19 protein-coding genes are annotated in these 18,870 nt (G+C 48.7%); 16 read left to right on the plus strand and 3 right to left on the minus strand.

Going from position 1 to position 18,870, the window contains the following annotated elements; translation table 11 throughout:
* Positions 1 to 18 precede the first annotated feature (18 nt).
* Together QT397_11845 and QT397_11850 are read left to right on the plus strand one after the other, a co-directional pair.
* Positions 19 to 750, plus strand: coding sequence for an AAA domain-containing protein (locus QT397_11845; protein WNZ57985.1), 732 nt, complete (start codon positions 19 to 21; stop codon positions 748 to 750).
* 85 nt (positions 751 to 835) lie between these two features.
* Positions 836 to 1,138 (plus strand): hypothetical protein, encoded by a 303-nt coding sequence (locus QT397_11850; GenBank protein ID WNZ57986.1) that lies wholly within the window; start codon positions 836 to 838, stop codon positions 1,136 to 1,138.
* A 123-nt stretch (positions 1,139 to 1,261) separates the two neighbouring features.
* On the opposite strand, the gene QT397_11855 is transcribed toward QT397_11850, so the two are convergent.
* Positions 1,262 to 1,576 (minus strand): DUF6471 domain-containing protein, encoded by a 315-nt coding sequence (locus QT397_11855; protein ID WNZ57987.1) that lies wholly within the window; start codon positions 1,574 to 1,576, stop codon positions 1,262 to 1,264.
* A gap of 148 nt (positions 1,577 to 1,724) precedes the next feature.
* Between QT397_11855 and QT397_11860 the strand changes: the two genes are divergently transcribed.
* Genes QT397_11860 through QT397_11895 form a run of 8 tightly spaced genes read left to right on the plus strand, consistent with a single transcriptional unit; the run spans position 1,725 to position 6,760 of the window.
* On the plus strand, positions 1,725 to 2,129 hold the full coding sequence (locus tag QT397_11860; GenBank protein ID WNZ57988.1) for a DUF2170 family protein: 405 nt from the start codon (positions 1,725 to 1,727) through the stop codon (positions 2,127 to 2,129).
* Positions 2,126 to 2,821: a PspA/IM30 family protein gene (locus QT397_11865; protein ID WNZ57989.1), complete on the plus strand. Its 696-nt coding sequence runs from the start codon at positions 2,126 to 2,128 to the stop codon at positions 2,819 to 2,821. The genes QT397_11860 and QT397_11865 overlap by 4 nt, the downstream gene beginning before the upstream one ends.
* Before the next feature lie 4 nt (positions 2,822 to 2,825).
* A complete protein-coding gene (locus tag QT397_11870) occupies positions 2,826 to 3,896 on the plus strand; it encodes a potassium channel family protein (protein ID WNZ57990.1) in 1,071 nt (356 codons plus the stop codon).
* Positions 3,881 to 4,534, plus strand: a complete 654-nt coding sequence (locus QT397_11875) for a YjfK family protein (GenBank protein ID WNZ57991.1) — start codon at positions 3,881 to 3,883, stop codon at positions 4,532 to 4,534. The genes QT397_11870 and QT397_11875 overlap by 16 nt, the downstream gene beginning before the upstream one ends.
* Positions 4,535 to 4,548: 14 nt before the next feature.
* The gene (locus QT397_11880) at positions 4,549 to 4,965 is read left to right on the plus strand and encodes a DUF350 domain-containing protein (GenBank protein ID WNZ57992.1); all 417 of its coding nucleotides are present in this window, start codon (positions 4,549 to 4,551) and stop codon (positions 4,963 to 4,965) included.
* Positions 4,966 to 4,977: 12 nt separating this feature from the next.
* On the plus strand, positions 4,978 to 5,601 hold the full coding sequence (locus QT397_11885) for a DUF1190 domain-containing protein (protein WNZ57993.1): 624 nt from the start codon (positions 4,978 to 4,980) through the stop codon (positions 5,599 to 5,601).
* The gene (locus tag QT397_11890) at positions 5,595 to 6,500 is read left to right on the plus strand and encodes a glutathionylspermidine synthase family protein (GenBank protein WNZ57994.1); all 906 of its coding nucleotides are present in this window, start codon (positions 5,595 to 5,597) and stop codon (positions 6,498 to 6,500) included. The genes QT397_11885 and QT397_11890 overlap by 7 nt, the downstream gene beginning before the upstream one ends.
* Positions 6,416 to 6,760, plus strand: a complete 345-nt coding sequence (locus tag QT397_11895; protein WNZ57995.1) for a glutathionylspermidine synthase family protein — start codon at positions 6,416 to 6,418, stop codon at positions 6,758 to 6,760. Before QT397_11890 ends, QT397_11895 begins: the two co-directional genes overlap by 85 nt.
* Before the next feature lie 44 nt (positions 6,761 to 6,804).
* Here QT397_11895 and QT397_11900 read toward each other — a convergent pair whose 3' ends face one another.
* The gene (locus tag QT397_11900) at positions 6,805 to 7,449 is read right to left on the minus strand and encodes an acyloxyacyl hydrolase (GenBank protein ID WNZ57996.1); all 645 of its coding nucleotides are present in this window, start codon (positions 7,447 to 7,449) and stop codon (positions 6,805 to 6,807) included.
* Positions 7,450 to 8,226: 777 nt separating this feature from the next.
* On the opposite strand from QT397_11900, the gene QT397_11905 reads away from it, so the two are divergent.
* The 4 genes from QT397_11905 (at position 8,227) to QT397_11920 (ending at position 13,814) form a co-directional block, all read left to right on the plus strand.
* Positions 8,227 to 9,702, plus strand: a complete 1,476-nt coding sequence (locus QT397_11905; GenBank protein ID WNZ57997.1) for a lytic polysaccharide monooxygenase — start codon at positions 8,227 to 8,229, stop codon at positions 9,700 to 9,702.
* 1,242 nt (positions 9,703 to 10,944) lie between these two features.
* Entirely contained in the window at positions 10,945 to 11,229 is a 285-nt protein-coding gene (locus QT397_11910; GenBank protein WNZ57998.1) for a hypothetical protein, read from the plus strand.
* Between the two features lie 298 nt (positions 11,230 to 11,527).
* A complete protein-coding gene (locus tag QT397_11915; GenBank protein WNZ57999.1) occupies positions 11,528 to 13,150 on the plus strand; it encodes a vanadium-dependent haloperoxidase in 1,623 nt (540 codons plus the stop codon).
* Positions 13,151 to 13,235: 85 nt separating this feature from the next.
* Complete coding sequence (locus QT397_11920; GenBank protein WNZ58000.1) at positions 13,236 to 13,814, plus strand: hypothetical protein; 579 nt, start codon at positions 13,236 to 13,238, stop codon at positions 13,812 to 13,814.
* A 284-nt stretch (positions 13,815 to 14,098) separates the two neighbouring features.
* Here the strand turns inward: QT397_11920 and QT397_11925 are convergent, their stop codons facing one another.
* On the minus strand, positions 14,099 to 15,730 hold the full coding sequence (locus tag QT397_11925) for a PAS domain S-box protein (GenBank protein ID WNZ58001.1): 1,632 nt from the start codon (positions 15,728 to 15,730) through the stop codon (positions 14,099 to 14,101).
* Positions 15,731 to 16,042: 312 nt separating this feature from the next.
* On the opposite strand from QT397_11925, the gene QT397_11930 reads away from it, so the two are divergent.
* Together QT397_11930 and QT397_11935 are read left to right on the plus strand one after the other, a co-directional pair.
* Positions 16,043 to 17,455 carry an amidohydrolase gene (locus QT397_11930; GenBank protein ID WNZ58002.1) on the plus strand — a complete coding sequence of 471 codons (1,413 nt, stop codon included), beginning with the start codon at positions 16,043 to 16,045 and terminating at the stop codon, positions 17,453 to 17,455.
* Positions 17,452 to 18,753, plus strand: coding sequence for an amidohydrolase family protein (locus QT397_11935; GenBank protein ID WNZ58003.1), 1,302 nt, complete (start codon positions 17,452 to 17,454; stop codon positions 18,751 to 18,753). The genes QT397_11930 and QT397_11935 overlap by 4 nt, the downstream gene beginning before the upstream one ends.
* Positions 18,754 to 18,870 lie beyond the last annotated feature (117 nt).

The raw sequence follows: 18,870 nt of genomic DNA on the forward strand, positions 1-18,870 counted from the left end.
GACTGGGTTATTGAGCAATTGAAAGCGCATTTCGAGCGCTATGCCGATGCTGCAATTCGGCCGTCGGTTGGTGTTTTGTCTCCCTATCGGGATCAGGCTGATTATTTGGAAGGGGAGTTGATTAAGGTCTTCTCCTCGCAGAAGTTACAGAGTTTTTCTGTGCGCGTTGCCACGCCCTATGGTTTTCAAGGAGAGGAGAGAGATTTAATGCTTATCTCCATGGCTATTGATAGTCAATCGTTGCGGGCAGCCAGCTACTTAAAACGGGCGGATGTGTTTAATGTCGCAATTACCAGGGCAAAAGAAAAGCAGTTGGTTGCGTTGTCGATTGAGCCCCAAGCTCTCCCTTCGGATCATCTCTTGCGTCAATATGTTGAGTTTCCACACTCCGTTGGCAGTCATTTGCAGGGTGATGAAATCGTATGTCGTTTTGCGAGTGAAGTTAGCCATTTATTAACCCAGCACGAAATTCCCCATTGGGTAGGCTTTCCTGTGGCTGGGCAGATTGTAGATGTGGTTTGTGCTGTGAGCGGGCGTTTTATCGGTATTGACCTGATTGGGTATCCCGGCGACTACGAGTCTTACTTTAGTGTAAAGGTCTACAAGGTATTGTATCGGGCGGGCATTCCGGTTTTTCCCCTGCCGTATATTAACTGGCTAAAAGACCGGCAGGGCTGCATCGAGCAGTTATTGACGATTCTTAAGCAGGAAAAAGTGCCTGTATCTGAAGCTGCTATTCCTGACGGTTAGTGCCGCTGCTTAGGGCTCAGAGATGAAAGTTACGCCGCAGCTGCTAGTCTTCAAGGAGATTTGAGCAAAATTCCAGAGTAGATCTATGAAATCCTGGTTGCTGATTCTCTCCCTCTCTGTGGTTGCAATTGCCGGAGTGCAAGTTTCTTTGGCTGATCCCCAGCAGGTTCAAGGGGTGCGAAGTCCCACTTTAAGTTTCTGCCAGGCGCGGTTCTATGAGGAAGAGGACGGACGCCTCTACTGTAACTGGGCAGTCAATTTCAGGTATGCCTGCTTTGTTTGGTGGCCAACGAATAAGATTATTCCTGCGGGGGCCAAGCTTTCAGAGCCTGAGGTTGTCGGAAAGTGCGGTAATGGTGAGCCAGTCGTCAAATTGCATCACTACTAACTCACCTGTAAAGGAGCTGTGCAGGTGAGTCGTGGATACCCCGGTTTTTCAGCGGGTAAGCTTGATTACTGACGACGGAGTCAAAGTGTGATCGCGTGTACTGGTGTCCAAGGAGGTGGCGTGTTAGCTTTTCTCCTGCTCGGCATAGAGTCCTCGATCTTGCAGCTCACGGGCCTGTTTGAGGATTTCAAGCATGGCGCTGTCCTCTACCGACATGGCATCGATGATGGCTGCCAGCAGATCTGCTGAAAACATGCACTTGCTGACTTTGCTGCGCAGGTTTTCCGGTGTCATTGAAATTCCTCTCTCGGCCAGTGCTTGGGCGAGATCTCCGTAACGCATGCCCTTTAGTGCCATTGATGCGCGCACATAGCGAGCAATTGCCTGCTTGTAAGGGGTTAGTGCTTGCTGGTTGCTCAGGCTTTGCTTGTGGTCCATGGGCTCTACTCCGTCCTATTCACTATCACCAATGTGGTAAATATTATCTTTGTGTGTATTATTTGCAACATTAGTTTGTAATAAGTTATTGACCGCAGATTTTTTGGTGCTATATTTGTGACCAATATTCCACAGCGAGGGAGTTGAGATGACCTGGAACAATGAGAACCTGCGCCAATTGGCGGAAAACCACTCCGGATGGGTGGTCGAATCTGAGGGGGATTGCCTCAGTATTTCCAACGATGAAGGCGTCGATGCGTTTGTCTATGTTGGCGAGAAGCAGATAGTTGTAGAGAGTATTCTGTTTCCCGTGAGCCAGGTAGATGATGTGGCAGCGCTCAATGAAATGGTTCTGCAAACACATCAGCTGGTGCCGCTGACAGCCATTGCGATCAAGAATATTGGTGGTGAGAACTACTACGTCGCTTTCGGTGCTCTGTCGGTGTCCAGCAAGGACGAAGTTGTTATCGAGGAGGTTGAGACCCTGTTTTCCAATGTGGGTGACTTCCTGGATTTATTTGCCGATCATTTTGAAACGGAGGGTGTAGCATGAGCCTTAAGAGAATTTGGACTGCTTTGAAAGGCGCAGTTAACGAAGGAACAGAAGCAGTAGCGGATAGCCAATCGATTCGTATTCTTGACCAAGAATTACGCGAGGCGAAGGAAGAGTTGAAAGCTTGCGATGAAAACCTGACCAAAATCATGGCGAAGCGCAAACTTACTGAGAGTAAGGTCCAAGCGCTGCAAGCCGACGTTGAAACCTATAGCACTCACGCAATCAACGCGAGTGAAAAGGGCGATAACGAACTCGCTCTTGAGTGTGCAGAGCGTGTTACTGAGCTGGAAAGCCAGCTGGAAACTGAGCGCAGTATCCTGGATGGATTCCTGAGTTCAGAGAGCACCCTGAAAGGTAACATTACCCAGGCAAAAACCAATGTGCGCCGTATGGAGCAGCAGATTGACCAGATCAAAGCGACTGAGTCTGTTCAAAAAGCACAGGTAGCGGTTTCTTCCCGCCACATGGGTGCGAACAGCAAGATCAAAACAGCGCTGGACAGCCTGGATCGCATCAAAAACAAGCAGGAGCAGCGTGCTGCTGAGCTTGAAGCTGCGGAAGAGCTGGCTTCAGAGGAAACCGGTTCCAGCCTGGATGCCAAGCTGAAAGCGGCGGGCATCAAGCCCGGCGGCCAGAAAAGTGGCAGCGATAAGTTGGCTCAACTGTTAGCGGGCCGCGAAAAGGCTTAACACAGTGCTGCTTTATCGAGTGCGACGCCTTCTGGCGTCGCTTTTCATTCGGGCCAATGTAACCACCATTCTCATAGCTGTAGGCAGCTATGTTTTCATCTCCTATTGGCTACTCAAAATTGCCGGTGAAGCTGATATTGTCGCGGGCGAGAATTTCTTTTATTGGTTGGTCGTTACCGCATCGACAGTAGGTTACGGTGATTTCTCCCCGGTAACCCCTGAGGGTAAAGTCGTGGTTGCCGCTTGGGTGATCCCAGTGGGCCTCAGCCTGTTTGCCATGGTGGTCACAAGAATTGGCTTTGCGGTTTCAGAATTTGTGCATCGCGGCAAGAAGGGCTTGCGTATGACAAACCATATTGATCACACAGTAATTATCGGCTGGAACGGTACCAGAACGCTCCGCTTGATTGAGTTGCTACTCTCCAAAACAAACGGTAGCGCAGCAGAGATTGTCCTCTGTGTTGAAGCCGATATCGAAAATCCGATGCCGGGTAAGATTGATTTTGTCCGGGTGGAATCGTTTTCCCACGGGGAAGGTATGCAGAGGGCAGGGTTGGTCGATGCCGCTCGAATTATTATCGACAACCCTCTGGATGATGTAACCCTTACAACCGCCTTATTCTGCGACAAGCTCAGCCCGAACAGCCATAAAACGGCTTATTTCCAAGATGAAAATGTGGGTGAATTGCTCCGTGCCCACTGTCCCAATATTGAATGTATTCCCTCTGTCGCTGTAGAGATGTTGGCAAAATCCTCGCTTGACCCCGGTTCCGCAAGGTTGCACCGACAGTTGCTCGATAGCACATACGGCATGACCCAATACAGCGTTGAATATCGGGGTGAGAAGCCTCTTCCTGTCGGTGAATTATTTGACCATTTTAAGCGGGATCTCTCCGCGACCTTAATTGCGGTACGTAGAAAGGGCGTGGTTAAAATTGATGTGAACCCGGGGCTTACCGATCAGGTCACCGAGGGTGACATGCTGTATTATATCTCTGCAAAGCGGCTCGATGAAAAAAGCTGTTTCGATATAAAAAGTAATGAAGAAGGTGTTGGTACATGTTTACCAAACTGATAAATAAAATAAAGGGAAAGGACGCTCCAAAGGTCAAGACTCCAGAAATTATGGGCTTGCGAATGGGGGCGAGTTTTGAGCTGGACCCTTTGGCTATTCGCCTGATACTCGATGAACTGACCATTGAATCCTGTTCACCGACCCAGATCATTAAAGCGGCCGGTGTTGTCGAACTAGATGGTACCTGGATTTATCGCTTTTACACTGATGATGATGCCTGGCTGCAAGTGATTGCTGAGGGCGGTCAGCGGGATGAGCATGTGGTCGATGTAAAGCTATTCCATTTTTACGACACTCTGGATGTTGGTTCGGAGCAGGCTTGGAATAAATTGTTAAAGAGTGATATTGGCGCACCCAGTTATCACCTGCAGGACCGCTCTTATAGCCGTGTATGGACCGCAGCAGGGGACTACCACAACCCAGTGCATATGGCCGAGAAGACTTACGATGAAGATGGTGATTATTCAGTAACGGATCAATTCACCATGCTTTTTGAGCGCGAATTGTCTGATCAGCAAACCGAATCCCTTTTTCTCTCAGCTGAAGAGAAAGAAGAGGATGCAGGCTACTTGAGCCGCAGCCTGGTGATTAGCACCGGCATTACTCTGACCCCCTCACAAATAACAATACACGGATAATAAGGAGATATTTAATGGACCAGCCTTATGATTTACTGACTGGTATCTTGCATTTTGCGGCCTACTTTGGCCTGTCGCTGGTACTTTTGATCGCGTTTAAATTTTTATACGCACTGGTGACCCCTCACGATGAGTGGAAGTTGATCCGCGAAGATAAGAATACGGCTGCCGCCATAGGTTTTGGTGGCGCTGTTTTGGGTTTTGCAATTGCCGTAGGTGGTGCTGCCAGTAACTCTATTTCTATTGTCGATTTCGCCATCTGGGCCCTGGTTGCATTGATCGCCCAGTTAATTGCTTTTGCCATTATCCGCTTTGGATTTATGCCGCGTATTGTTGAGCGCATCGAAGATGGAGAGGTGAGTGCCGGTGTTATGTTGGCTGCAACTACAATCGCTGTTGGCGTATTGAATGCGGCTTGCATGAGCTACTAATTGGGGGTGGTAATGAAGCGTACCAAGAATATTAACCTGGCAAGGATGCGCAAGGGCGGTGGCTCCAATTTTTTACTGCGCCCACTTGCCTTAGGTGTAGCGGCTGCCCTGGTCGGTTGCTCCTCAGATGAGGAAGTTAAAGTCGTCTCTTCAGTAGATGACTGTGTGGCCAATACCCAGCTGGACGAAGCTCAATGTGAAGCAGCTTATCAGCGCGCGGTTGAGGAAGCGGAGCGCACCGGGCCCAAGTATTCCCGTCTCTCTCAATGTGAGGCTGAGTTCGGTAGCTGCCAAGAGACCAGTAGCGGCGTCTGGATGCCTCTGATGGCGGGCTTTATGGTTGGCTCCATGCTCAATGACAGGGATCGCCACTATAACTATGGCTACTACAACCCGGTCTACCGCTATTCAGGTTCCCGTTACCGCGACAAGCTGATGACAGCTGACGGCGGCATCATTGGCGATTATGGCCGTTCATCTTATAAGGTGGATAAAAGCGCTACGGCGCCTAAGCCTAAAGTTACCAAAACTGTTTCCCGTGGAGGCTTTGGTGCAGTGGCATCGGCCAAATCCAACTGGGGAGGGGGCGCTCCAGCAGTGGTGGTTCGCGCGGCTGGGGAGGCTGATTTGTGCTGAGGTTGCCGATTGGTGAGCGCCCGCGTTGGCAAGAGCGAGCGCAGGAGTTCGGGTTTCACTTCCATACCATGTATGGCGAACCCTACTGGGATGAAAGCGCCTACTATCAATTCTCCTTGGAGCAGATAGAAAAGCACATTGAAGATCCCACCGAAGAAATTCACCAGATGTGCCTGGATGTCGTTGCCCGTGTGCTTGAGGATGAGGAGTTGCTGAGGCGGTTCTGTATACCCGAGCAGCACTGGGACTTTGTGCGAACATCCTGGCGTAATGGCGACCCCAGTCTCTATTCTCGCCTGGACTTTGCCTATTCCGGACAGGGGCCGGCAAAGCTCTATGAGAACAATGCTGATACTCCCACTTCTCTGTATGAAACCGGCTTCTGGCAGTGGTTGTGGCTGCAGGACAATGTCGATCGCAGGTCTCTGCCGCTACAGTCTGATCAGTTCAATAGCCTGCAGGAAAAGCTGGTTAACCGCTTCCATGATTTACAATTCCTGACCCCGGGGAGGGAGTTGCATTTCGCCTGCTGTAAAGATACGGAAGAGGACCGGGGCACGGTTCAATATTTACAGGATTGTGCCTACGAAGCGGGGATCAATAATCATTTTGTCTTTATCGAAGATATTGGCCGGGATGAAGCGGGTCAGTTTACCGATTTGAATGATCAGGTAATCACCTGGATGTTTAAGCTGTACCCATGGGAATTTATGCTCCGCGAGGAGTTCGGGACCCTGTTGGCAGGAAGCAATGTCCGTTGGTTGGAACCGCCCTGGAAGGCGATTATTTCCAATAAGGCGCTTTTGCCAATGTTGTGGAAGCTTTTTCCAGAGCACCCGAATCTGCTTCCCTCTTTTTTGAGGATGAGCTGGACAAGGCTGCGGATTTCCCGGAATTAGTTAAGAAGCCAATCTTTTCACGAGAAGGGGCGAATATTTCGGTAGTAAAAGGGGCGGATACCACTTTGCTGTCCGATGGCCCCTATGGGCAAGAAGGGTTTATCTATCAGGCTCTGCATCCTCTCCCCAAATTTGGAAAGAACCATACTCTGGTGGGAAGCTGGCTCGTTGATGACCTGGCAGCGGGGATGTCCATCCGGGAAGATTCAAACCTGATTACCCAGGATATGAGCCGTTATCTGCCACATATCATCCTCTAGGGCCCGCCAATGACTGCAGGCGCTGACATCAAGCCGGCGCCTGCTCAATCCTCTTCTTTAAAAGTTATAGTGCAACCGCAGCTCAAAAAATTCACTCCGGAATTTTCAGAACAGGTTCCTGCATTTGAGTAGTGCAGTGCGTAAGTTGTGACTCCCCAGCGGCGCTCACTCCCAAAGTCAGAGCCCAATCCAATTCGATCCTCAAACTGGAAATGGCATCCCAGAGTTGTGTGATTTGTGTTTTTACTCACAATATTGGACTCAGTAATGTAACTGGCCCCCACGGAAAACTCGAAGTAGGGAAAGATAGGCTTGTCCCACTGGGGCAGGTACTCAAGCCTCCATACCGGGCTCACTGACATACCGTGAACTAAATCCTCTCCCCTTTTGGAGACGTCGGGATCACCATCGTCCAGGCTGGAGTGCCATTCAAAGTAACTGGTCTCCAGTCGCGTTTTGAGCGTCCATTTCTCAGCAAGGGACCACTGCCAGGGCAGGTCCTTGGATATGGCAAGGCGATATTGGGTGAGCTCATTGCGACGATTGGAAAATCCCGGGCCGGCTCCTACAATTGCAGCCCACCGTTTATCCGGGTTTGTTGCCGTTTCAGCCAAAGACCAGGCTGGAAGCAAAAGAGAAGAACATAGCAGACACAGGCCGAGCCTGCGGATAATCAAGTACAACATCATCCCTGATCCTACCTTTCCTACTACGAATGGTGACTACAAGAAAATGATTGGTTAGGGAAACTCAAAATCATCCGGGTTCTTTTCCAGTGTAGACAGAGGTGAGCGAATATAGGTCTTTTATCCCAGTGGTAATTTACTAATGGGAATAATTTACTAGGCTGCAGTTGTATTTGTTGCCAGGAAAACACTTGCAGTGACAGTTTAAAAAAAGCGGTGACAGTGATAGTTCTCTGATTTGAAAAGAGGTTTTTTTCTCAGGATGAAATACGTGTTCGTAGGTTGGGGTAGCTGCCAATTTCCGCCCTGCTGGCAACTTTTGAGGGTAGGTAATATCGAGAGATTTATGGTTTTAAGGCAGTCAGGCTTATCTATTTTGAATTGTAATAGGGGGTTGTTCGTGAGAGAGGGGTGTCATCTATTGATAATTAATGAGTGTGGGAACTTGTATTAAGTTAAAAATCGTCTGGAAATTTCTCATCCTGTTAAAGGTTTGCCTGTTCTCTATTTTAGGGGTCGTTGTAGTTTTTTCGTCCTATTTTTTAATTGATTATTTTTCCTTGAAAAAAAATACCCTTTAATATTATTTTTAAGGGAAAATGGTGCGCTGGTGATCTTCTGAGGTTTGTAAATTTATATCAATAATTGTCAGGAACCGTGCTGTTAAGTAGCGGTCCATAATTCTGTCGCCAACATTACACATCGAATATGTGTATTCAGGATAAGGACCTGGTTCAGCTGGGGAAGGAGGTTGGACGAAATTGAATAACAGGCATAGATATGATTTTACGAAAAACCAAACTAGCATCTGCAATTAAACTACCCGTATTAAATAGCGCCCTGATGGCAATAGCACTGGCCGGTATGAGTTCAAATGCACTTAGCCACGGCTATGTAGAGGCCGCTGATGGTGGTGTTGCATCCGCTCGTGGAACCTTGTGTAAATATGCTCTCGATACGGGAGAGATGAATGTTGACTGCGGTGCTGTTCAATGGGAACCGCAAAGTATAGAAGGGAATGAAGGTTTCCCTGAAAGTGGTCCTGCTGATGGGCAGATAGCCAGTGCAGGAGATAGCTCCTGGTCAGAATTAAATGAGCAATCCTCAGATCGCTGGGTTAAGAATTATATTAGCTCCGGTTGGCAAACTTTTAAATGGCGCTTCACAGCCAATCATGTAACCCGGGACTGGAAATATTACATTACCAAAGAAGGTTGGAATCCAAATGCGGTTTTGACCCGCGATCAATTTGATTTAGATCCATTCTGTGAGGTTGATGGCAACTATGAGCAGCCTGCGGTAAATACGACACATGAGTGTCAGGTGCCAGAACGTGAAGGCTACCACGTAATTCTTGCAGTTTGGGATGTGGGTGATACGGTTAATGCCTTCTATAATGTTATCGATGTCGAGTTTGATGGTGATAATGTTGTCAATACTGACTGGAGTGTTGCAGGCACTATTAATCCAACTCAAGATTTGAATGTGGGCGATAAAGTTTATACTCGTGTATTTGATAGCTCCGGTGAAAACTCCTCATATTCTACTGTCCTGGAAATTGCTTCAGATGAGCAGGGTATCGCTGAAAACTGGTCTCACGATCTGGCTGAGCTGATTAACCAGGAACAGAGCAGCATCCGCGCCGGTGATTACGATGGAAGCAGTAGTTTTGAGCCTCTATATGGCATCAACAGTATCTACTTGTTAGAAGGTAGCAGTTTAGAGAGTGTTGAAATTGGATACGAGCTTATCCAAGATCAGGATGATGACTCTACCGATGACGACAATAATTCCGGTGACGATAATTCGGATAATAGTGGAGACAATGGCGACTCTGGAAATTCCGGAAACTCTAGCTGTGAAGCGTTTGTGCAGCAGTATGGTGGTGATCCAGGCTACTCGATTGGCGACGTAGTTGTTTATGACAATGTTGCTTATGAATCTACACATGAGCCAAACTGGTGGTCGCCGAGTGCTGCACCGCAATTCTGGAATGAAACTACCTGCGATGGCTCCGATAGTGGTTCAGACGATAGCTCTGATAACGGCTCCGATGATAGCTCTGATAGCAATGGTGGAGATGATAGCTCTGCGGTTTCCTGTCCTGAGTTCCAGCAGCCCTACGCCGGTGATAGTGCTTACCAAGTTGGAGATCGGGTAACTTTCAGTGGTCAGGTCTACATTTCAACCTACGGGCCAAACTGGTGGTCCCCATCGGCCGCACCTCAGTATTGGGAAGAGAGTTCCTGCCAATGATGAGTACACTCTGCCTCCTATCTTTTGGTAGTTGATTGAGCTCAGTCCGACCAAAGGGCGCAGCTCCCTTAGGTCGGACGCATTTGTTAAGCTATCAGGTGTGTTGCTCTTTGTGATACACCAATCTTACTTCCCGTCAGTATTTATTCCTTTAACTTTCCTGTTGATACATTCAAATGTGAAGGGCTTCTGAATACAGCGCAAAGCGTCACCTGACAATGACTTCCTGAATCTTACTGTCAACTCTGTAACTCTAGAAGGGAATTGCTTTCCCCTCTGGGTCAATACTGTCCAGAACAGTGATCAATTCCTAGCTGCCTCTTTGCGGTATCATTCGATCCAGATACGCAAAGTCCACCCTATTGAACAACTTCCTATAGTCAGATATCGCGCTATTCGGCGCCTGTAATATTAACGGGGCCGTTATTTTTTATTTCAAATCGGGTCTCAGCGTGTGTGCAGATTTTATTAGTGAATTAATTTTTTGGCCTGATAAATTTATTTAATTATGAGGGGCGGAAATTGGCAGGTACAGTTAGAAGTAACTGTATCTTGTTTGCTGCTCAGGTAGGGCATAGTGCCTTTGTGTAAAGATATGATGCCATATAGCTCAGCGGGCTCTCGTGTAGTGTTGTATTCGTTTTACGGGTGGTAAAAATGAACCGTTGATTTTGAGGTTTGATTTATTTGAGATACCTTGGGCATTATGGTTGATGTAATCAAAAGGTGCTTATCCGGCAGGTCGTGAAGTTAACGAGGTAAATCGACGTTTCAGTTTGATTACGGAGGCGCTGTTATTCTAGTGGTGTCTCTGGGCGAGCCTCACTAGGGTGGGGGAGTATTTTTCCGATCAAAATTGCCTGGGCTGGTGTCAAATTATTTTCCCAGGTCTGAGCATCATTAAAAGGATCTATTTATATGTTGAGCCAATAAGGCAGAATCCCTTTTCCTGTGAAGCTCAGGAATTCCTTATTTCTTTAGTGCCTGTTGGTGATTTGATTGTTTTAAGTGTTTAGAAATTTACCTTATTAGCTGTTTTTTTGTTCTATACATTTTTGGTTGCAGATTTCAGCGATTTTATTTTTGGGGTTTAAGCTTTGAAGATAATTGTCAGGAACTGTGAAGCCAAGTGGTGGTCTACAACTTTACAATAAATATTATATTTGAGGTTGATCTCGACAGGATAATAACCTGATTAGTCTGGGGGAGGGAGTTGGACAAACTCGAATAATAGGCATAGGTATGATTTCACAAAAAACCAACCTAGTATTTGTATTTAATCAAGTCGCATTAAATCACACGATTATTGCTATTGTCTCAACTAGAGCCAGATCTAGTGCAACTGACCATGTTTACCTAGAGGCTGGTGATGGAGTTATCACATCTGCAAATGAAGCTCTATGTAAATCTGCTCTCGATCCTGGAGGAATCGATGTTGACTGCGATACAGATCATAGAGAGCCAAAAAGTACTGAGGGCTTCCTCGGAATTGAACTTGGGGATGGGAAAATAGCCAGCGCCCGATAAAAGTCTGACTGCTGGAAAAGAAAACCGTTTTAGCATCTACTCATTTTTTGCTATCGACACGAAATGCATTTGGAATTAAGTCGTTGAGGGATTGAAGTGCTAGGGATCACAAGTGTAATAGATGAAGAGACATTCTACTGAAGTCCAGTTTAAGGTCTAGCTGAATCGGTGTATCGACAGGTTGGTACGGCCTCCACAACCCAGTGCGGTCAACAACAGCCAATTTGAAAACAAACTTACGGCCCACTGATAGATTTACTGATTCAGCGCGCCCTTCAATATCAAAGGACGTAATACAATGAACCACATTCTGTTAAAAACATCGGCCTGCTTCCTGGCAGCAGGCTTAATATTGACATCGGGTGCTGTGCAGGCCCAGAAGACAAAGGGTAAGCAGCCCAAGGGACAAACCAGCGCGTATCTAGGAGAAACCAGCCGATCAACTCTCTCCAAAGGTGTACTTGATCGGCTTGAGCGGACTTCGGGGAAGTCTGGCGAGCTTAATAGACCTAGAGATCGGGTTGTATTTTGGTTCAACACGATGCTCGACTCATCGGCTATCGATCATACTCCCGACCCTGATACCGGCGAAGTGGATTTCTACCAAGGCGGCCCTACCCGGTCCAGTCGCGCATTCGCCATCGTACAAACTGCTGTGTTTGACGCTCTGAACGCCTTTGACGGTAAATACCAACCTTATAATGATCTCGGTGTACTCGACACCAGAGATGCATCCAAAGATGCAGCTATCGCTTACGCCGCTTACGATACCTTGCGCGCACTCTACCCCGATCAGTCAGAGCGTTTGCAGGAATTACTGCTATCAGATCTTGACCAGATAAGAGATAGCGCAGATAGAATTGCCAAGGGCCAAGTGATTGGCGAAGCCGCTGCTGCGGCAATGCTTGCAGTGCGCAGCAATGATAAGGCCGACCACTTGGAGCCCGCTTATGGTGAGGGCGGCGCTGTCGCGGATGGGGATGACACCTATCACTCGACATCGGTCAACACGGGTGCTACGGTACCGGGAGAATGGCAGCCTGATCCCGTGGATCCTGTTGGCCACGATTCCGTGGCTCTCGGAGCCTATTGGGGCAGTGTGACACCTTTTTCACTAAGTTCAGGTGATCAATTCCGCAGTCCGATTCCGCCTACAATTACGTCTGAGGAATATGCCGAAGCCTATGAGGAAGTGGCGGCCCTCGGCGGGTCCCCAGCCAATACTATTACCCCATCGACATCCACAGCAGAGACACGATTTATCGGGAATTACTGGGGATATGACGGTGTACCGTTATTGGGCATTCCCCCGAGACTATATAACCTTATCGCCCTGCAGGCAGCACTGGATAACAAAGTCGAGAATGAGCTGGATCTGGCCCGGTATTTTGCTTTGATCAATGTGGGGCTGGCGGATTCTGGTATCGCTGCGTGGGACAGTAAATACTATTACAATTACTGGAGACCGGTTACCGGTATTCGCATCGATGACGACAACCCATCGACCTTGCAGGATGAGCAATGGTTGCCGGTAGGGGTGTCAGTCATCAATACCACCATTGCGATTAGGCCAACACCGCCGTTCCCCTCCTACCCATCGGGTCATGCTACCTTCGGTGCTTCCACCTTCGAGATTATGCGCAGTATGTTTGGAGATCAGCCCTTTACTTTTGTATCGGAAGAATACAATGGGGAAGGCTTCGACCCTTTCACGCCGGACACACCGAGGCCTTTGGTACCTGTCCGTTTTGAATCCTATACCGCCGCTCAACAGGAAAATGGCCTCAGCCGCATTTATAACGGAGTGCACTGGGACTTTGACAATATTGCAGGCCAAGTCATGGGCGAGCAGATCGCGCAGAATTTAATGAACAACGTCGAAGCATTTAGCCTGATTAGTAGATCAAGGACTCGCAGGTAAACTATTTTTACGCTATGAGCTAAATTCTCGCTCTCTATCAGGTGCCGCTCCGCAAGGGGCGGCCAAACCAAAGGTAACTCACCGTATGAATAGCAAACGATATATTGCAGTGGCAGTGTTCGGAATAATCGCTTTTGGGTTTATAGCTACGCACACACTCAAAGAGCCAGTCGAAAACGAGAAGGTCTGGGTAAGTAAACAGGAGTCGGTACCGGATGTTGAAAGCGTTATCCACCCTGCAAAAACACCCGCTTCAGTGGCACTGGCTAGCAACGACATTAAGGCTGCATTCGAGCGGGATACAGTTATCAAGTTGAACAGTATTGTTCGCCGTTCCCTGGCTACTATTCGTAAGTACGATGCTGAGATAAAGGCCGTTCGAGCAGAGAGTCTTGCGGCGACTCAAGACGGAGTGAATGAACAGCAAGTGGCATCTGCCAGGGCAAGTCTCGCCAAGCTGAAGGAGTGGGACCTAGAAGCATCCCGGGCTCTCAAGGATATGAACGCAGCCGTTGAGGAGCTAGAGGCAAGTGAAGAGCACTATAACGCAGCGATTTTAGCGGGCATGGTGCGTTTCGTGGAGACCGTGTCCACAGAAATAGGAGACGAGAACATCAAGCTGACAACATTGGTGGGGAAGGGGGCCGTAGCAGCAAAATTGTGATGTACGACTAAGATAGTATCGGCTTGAAAATTATCGAGATTATACTGAACAGGAAAATGATGACATATCGATTGACTTTGGTTTGGGGGAGTCTGCAAGCACTAAAATAATGGGGAATTCCGCTTGAGCTGCTTTTGTATAGCCTTATCCTGGTTACTTTATCACTTCACTTTTTACAGCCGGTTATCATAGAGGTCATTCCATAAGCCAACCTGTTTGTAGTTGAACTCTGTGACGTAGCTGTCAGCTAGGCCGGCTGCGGCGATTTAGGTAGAATTATTTTGTTACCTGGGTAAAGTTATTTTTCCGCTGGCAATCATCTCTTCGATCTTTTTACTGAGATGCTCAAATGTAAATGGTTTCTGGATGCAATCCAGTACCCCGTCAGAAATTACTTCCTGAACTTTACTATCCACGCTGTAACCGGTGGAGAGAATAGCCTTCACTTCGGGGTTAATCCGTTTTAGAAAAGCGAATAATTCTTGCCCATCCATGCCGGGCATAATCATGTCCAGCAGGACCAAATCTACTTCATCACTATATTTTCGATAGTAAGTTATTGCTTGCTCTGCTGTCGCAAAGGTAACGACGCTATGGCCGTTCATTTCGAACAGGGCTTTAGAGTAGGTGCGGACAATTGCCTCATCGTCGACAACCATAATGCGCAATTTGCGCTCGCGAGCTAGTTTCTTGGCCTGGTAAGTTCTCTTTTTGATTGGGGGCTTAGAAATTGGCAGGTATAGCTTAAAGCTGCTGCCAATTCCCTCACGGCTCTGACACTGTATAGCGCCCTTATGTAAATGAATGGTGCCGTGCACTGCGGCAAGGCCCAGCCCAGCACCACGTCCACTTTCCTTGGTAGTGAAAAATGGTTCAAAAATACGGCGTCGCACTTCGTCAGACATGCCAGTGCCATTATCGGTAATCGTTATTAATAGGTACTGGCCTGGCTGGATCTCAAAATCGGCGATAGAAGCCGATTTTTCTATGGTGATATTAGCTGTGACAAAGCTCAGGGAGCCACCAGAGGGCATAGCATCCTTGGCATTGATTCCGATATTTAGCAAAGCGCTCTTGAGTTGAGCAGGGTCGCCCACAATATGTGGACGATTTGCATCTAATTGCTGATCAATCTCGATTCTTCGATCAATAGTGCGGGTTAGCATTGCACAAACATCGCGAATGATTTCGTGGGTATTGCAGCTCTTAAGTTGATAATTTCCCTTGCGGGCAAAAGTGAGTAGCTGTTTGGTCAGCTCTGCGGCATGGCGGGCAGTAGTCAGTATATGGTTGGTATACTCGTTGATTCTGGCATCGGTGGAAATTTGTCGAATAACTTCAGCATAGCCATTGATTCCATGAATCATATTGTTGAAGTCGTGGGCAATACCGCCGGCAAGCTCACCGATAGCTTGCATTTTTTGAGCTTGTCGAAGCTCTTCCTCCAGCAACCGCTGCTTAGTAATATCCGAACCAATACTGAGAATTCCCGCGGGATCTCCCTTCTCATCTGAGATAATTTTATTGGTCCAGGCGATCCATACTCGCTTCCCGCACTTTGTAATGTTTTCATTAATATTGTAACGGTGTTCCTCTGGGAACTGGCAAATACGGTCTATCAATTGCCGCAGGTCACGGCCGCTCGTTTCGCTGGCGGGAACAATCGTACCAATTAAGTGCCTGCCAATAATCTCGGCTTCGGTATAGCCAAATAATTGTTGAGCGTACTCGTTAAAGGATGTGATACGGCCGTGTTGATCGCATCGCATTATGATCGAGTTTGCATGCTCCACCAGCTCCCGGTAGCGCTCCTCACTTTTGCGTAAGGCCTCATAGACCTGGGTTGAGTCTCTATCCGAGGTGGTAGCTGTAGATGGTGAAAGGGGAAAAATGGGCATATTGCTTTTCTTGATCACCTATTTCTCCTCCTGAGTGCGGCTGCCTGTTTTTCCGCCAGAAATTCCACCATGAAGACGTACAAAAGTATATAGCTGGGGCGGCGTATTTTGACCGTGTAGACATTCTTTGCTGACTGGCTGTTATTTTTAGTTCGTATTGTTATCAAGTGTGCTTTGGTGGTACTGGGGGAACTCTCAGGCTCTGTTATGGCCCCTTGGATTGGGAGATGCATATCTCTAAACAGTCGTTTGTGACAATTTGGATAGTGGCGCTGTCAGCACAAACTGGTAGCATTCACCGCCATATTCAAAACGATTGGATGAATGACTATGCAGCTGCAACCCCGATTTCTCGGGCGCAGTATCGCGGCTCTGTTAAGTGCCTCGCTACTGCTGTCCGCATGCGGTGAGAAGCGTGTTGACAGTGAGCCGAGATCTCTCGACTTCGCTCGTGTGGACGCCTTCCCTTCCACTTATTCTGTAACCCAGTCCCGCCCTGTGTTGATTCAGGGAGCTACCCTGCTAACCGGTACAGGGGAGCAGCAAGAAAATGCGGACCTGTTGTTTGAAAATGGCAAGATCAAGGAGATCGGTAAGGGGTTACTGGCCCCTGAAGGTGCCTTGATTGTCGATGGCAAAGGTAAGTGGGTCACTCCTGGCATTATCGATGTGCATTCTCATCTGGGTGATTATCCAGCTCCGGGGATTGAATCTGCCCAGGATGGCAATGAGATGACCTCGCCAAACACTGCCCAGGTTTGGTCGGAGCACTCTGTCTGGACCCAAGATCCCCAGTTTCCCTTAGCTCTTGCCGGAGGTGTAACAACCCTGCAAATCCTGCCGGGTTCGGCCAACTTGTTTGGCGGCCGCAGTGTCACCCTGAAAAATGTACCCGGCCGCAGTGTTCAGGATATGAAATTCCCCGGTGCTCCCTACGGCTTGAAAATGGCCTGTGGTGAAAACCCCAAGCGGGTTTACGGTGGTAAAGGTAGCTCTCCCTCAACTCGAATGGGTAACGTCGCCGGTTATCGCGATGCTTGGATTAAGGCGAGTGCCTACAAGCAGGAGTGGGAGGATTACGTTGAGAACGGAGGGGATGAGCCCAAGCGCGACCTGCAGATGGAAACTCTGGCGGGCGTACTCAATGGAGATATTCTCGTTCATAACCATTGCTACCGCGGCGAGGAAATGGCGGTAATGATGGACGTTGCCAAGGAGTTTGATTTCAAAATTTCCACTTTCCACCACGCAGTGGAAGCTTACAAGGTTGCTGACCTGCTGGCTGAAAACAATGTTTGTGCGGCAATGTGGGCTGATTGGTGGGGCTTTAAGCATGAGGCCTACGATATGACCGAGGCCAATATCGCCATTGTGGATCAAGCCAAAGCCTGCGCAATGATTCACTCGGACTCCGGTGTTGGCGTACAGCATTTGCACGAGGAGACCGCGAAGGCAATGACTGCAGGACAGCGTGCGGGCTTCGATATTCAGCCAAAGGATGCAGTGGTTTGGATGACCTTGAACCCCGCCAAGGCTCTGGGTATTGCCGATCAAACTGGCAGCCTTGAGAGCGGCAAGATGGCGGATATCGTTGTTTGGTCCGGCAGCCCCTTCAGTGTTTACACCCATGTAGATCAAGTTTTCATCGATGGGGAATTGATGTTCGATCGTGCGGACAAGAAACGTCAGCCACGCACCGATTTCGAGTTGGGTATTCTCGATGCAGAGGGAGAGCGACTGTGAGAAAAGTAGCTGTTTATTGTGCGCTGGCCCTGGGGTTGATGTCAGCCGCTGGCCAGGCAGAGACCATCCTGATCAAGGGTGGCAAGGTACACACCTTGGCGGGACAGGGCAGCCTGGAGTCCGCAGATATTCTGGTTGTGGATGGCAAGGTCCAGCAGGTAGCCCCCTCACTGGAGGTGAATGCAGATCAGGTAATTGATGCGCGCAACAAGGTGGTGACGCCCGGTGTGATAGCGCCCATTTCTGAACTGGGGTTGGTCGAGATCAGTGCGGCCAGCGCCACCAATGATCACCAGGTGACCGGTGACAGTATCGGTAGTGCCTTCAATCCGGTACCTGCTTACAACCCTAAGTCCACCCTGATCCCATTCAACCGGGCGGGTGGAGTCACCAGTGCTGTTGTTTCACCGGGAATCAGCACTTGGGACAGCGGTGCTATCGATGCTCAGCGGATATTTGCAGGGCGCAGTTTTGCCATCAAGTTGAATGGTGAATTTGATAGCGTCGAAGCAAAGAATGTTGCGCAAAAAGCTTATCTGGGAGAGTCCGGTGGCGAGCTGGCCGGTGGTAGCCGTGCCAACGCTTATGCCAAGGTGGAGAGTGCTCTGCGTGAAGCTCAGGAGTATCGTGATAATCGTGCAGCGATCCACCGTGGAGAATGGCGAGAGCTGGATTACGATCTGGCAGATCTGCAAGCTCTGCAGCCGGTGATCGATGGTAAGGAGCCTTTGATGGTAACTGCCAACCGGGCCAGTGATATCCTCGCAGTATTAGAACTGGGTGAAACCTTTAAGGTGAAGCTCATTATAATCGGTGCAGCTGAGGGCTGGATGGTTGCCGATAAACTGGCGCAAGCACAAGTGCCTGTAGTGATCGATGCAATCAACAACATTCCAGCATCATTCTCAAGTTTGGGCGCACGCCTGGATAATGCTGCACTTCTGGCCAAGGCTGGGGTGACGGTAGCTATCAGTGGCCCAGATATGGTGGCTAGCCACAACGTTTACCTCTCGCGCCAATCGGCGGGCAACGCTGTAGCCCATGGTATGCCTTATGAGGAAGCGCTAAAGGCAATCAGTAGCAATGTTGCTGAGATTTTTAACCTTGAGGGCGGTACGTTGGAGAAGGGCGCGGTTGCGGATATTGTGATCTGGAGCGGTGATCCCCTGGAAGTTACCAGCTACGCTGAGCAGATCCTGATTGAGGGTGAGAATCAATCCCTGGTGAATCGCTCAACGCGCCTCAGAGATCGACACCTCAAGCCCGCAAAGGGCCATGAATTTGGTTACAAGCACTAGTATGCAAAGAGCGGGCTTCTAGCCCGCTTTTCTTTTTCTGCTTATTGGTCTGAAAGGTCCATCGGCTTGTGCAGAATTTGTGTGGCGGAATACTTGCTTTCGAGGATATATTCCCTG

It is taken from the genome of Microbulbifer sp. MKSA007 (assembly GCA_032615215.1).
Taxonomy (GTDB): Bacteria; Pseudomonadota; Gammaproteobacteria; order Pseudomonadales; family Cellvibrionaceae; genus Microbulbifer.

Bases quoted from the DNA above. Each gene is read 5' to 3' on its own strand.
- QT397_11850 (WNZ57986.1), top strand. From the start codon at position 836: ATGAAATCCTGGTTGCTGATTCTCTCCCTCTCTGTGGTTGCAATTGCC.
- QT397_11855 (WNZ57987.1), bottom strand. From the start codon at position 1,576: ATGGACCACAAGCAAAGCCTGAGCAACCAGCAAGCACTAACCCCTTAC.
- QT397_11860 (WNZ57988.1), top strand. From the start codon at position 1,725: ATGACCTGGAACAATGAGAACCTGCGCCAATTGGCGGAAAACCACTCC.
- QT397_11865 (WNZ57989.1), top strand. From the start codon at position 2,126: ATGAGCCTTAAGAGAATTTGGACTGCTTTGAAAGGCGCAGTTAACGAA.
- QT397_11875 (WNZ57991.1), top strand. From the start codon at position 3,881: ATGTTTACCAAACTGATAAATAAAATAAAGGGAAAGGACGCTCCAAAG.
- QT397_11880 (WNZ57992.1), top strand. From the start codon at position 4,549: ATGGACCAGCCTTATGATTTACTGACTGGTATCTTGCATTTTGCGGCC.
- QT397_11885 (WNZ57993.1), top strand. From the start codon at position 4,978: ATGAAGCGTACCAAGAATATTAACCTGGCAAGGATGCGCAAGGGCGGT.
- QT397_11900 (WNZ57996.1), bottom strand. From the start codon at position 7,449: ATGATGTTGTACTTGATTATCCGCAGGCTCGGCCTGTGTCTGCTATGT.
- QT397_11905 (WNZ57997.1), top strand. From the start codon at position 8,227: ATGATTTTACGAAAAACCAAACTAGCATCTGCAATTAAACTACCCGTA.
- QT397_11910 (WNZ57998.1), top strand. From the start codon at position 10,945: ATGATTTCACAAAAAACCAACCTAGTATTTGTATTTAATCAAGTCGCA.
- QT397_11915 (WNZ57999.1), top strand. From the start codon at position 11,528: ATGAACCACATTCTGTTAAAAACATCGGCCTGCTTCCTGGCAGCAGGC.
- QT397_11920 (WNZ58000.1), top strand. From the start codon at position 13,236: ATGAATAGCAAACGATATATTGCAGTGGCAGTGTTCGGAATAATCGCT.
- QT397_11930 (WNZ58002.1), top strand. From the start codon at position 16,043: ATGCAGCTGCAACCCCGATTTCTCGGGCGCAGTATCGCGGCTCTGTTA.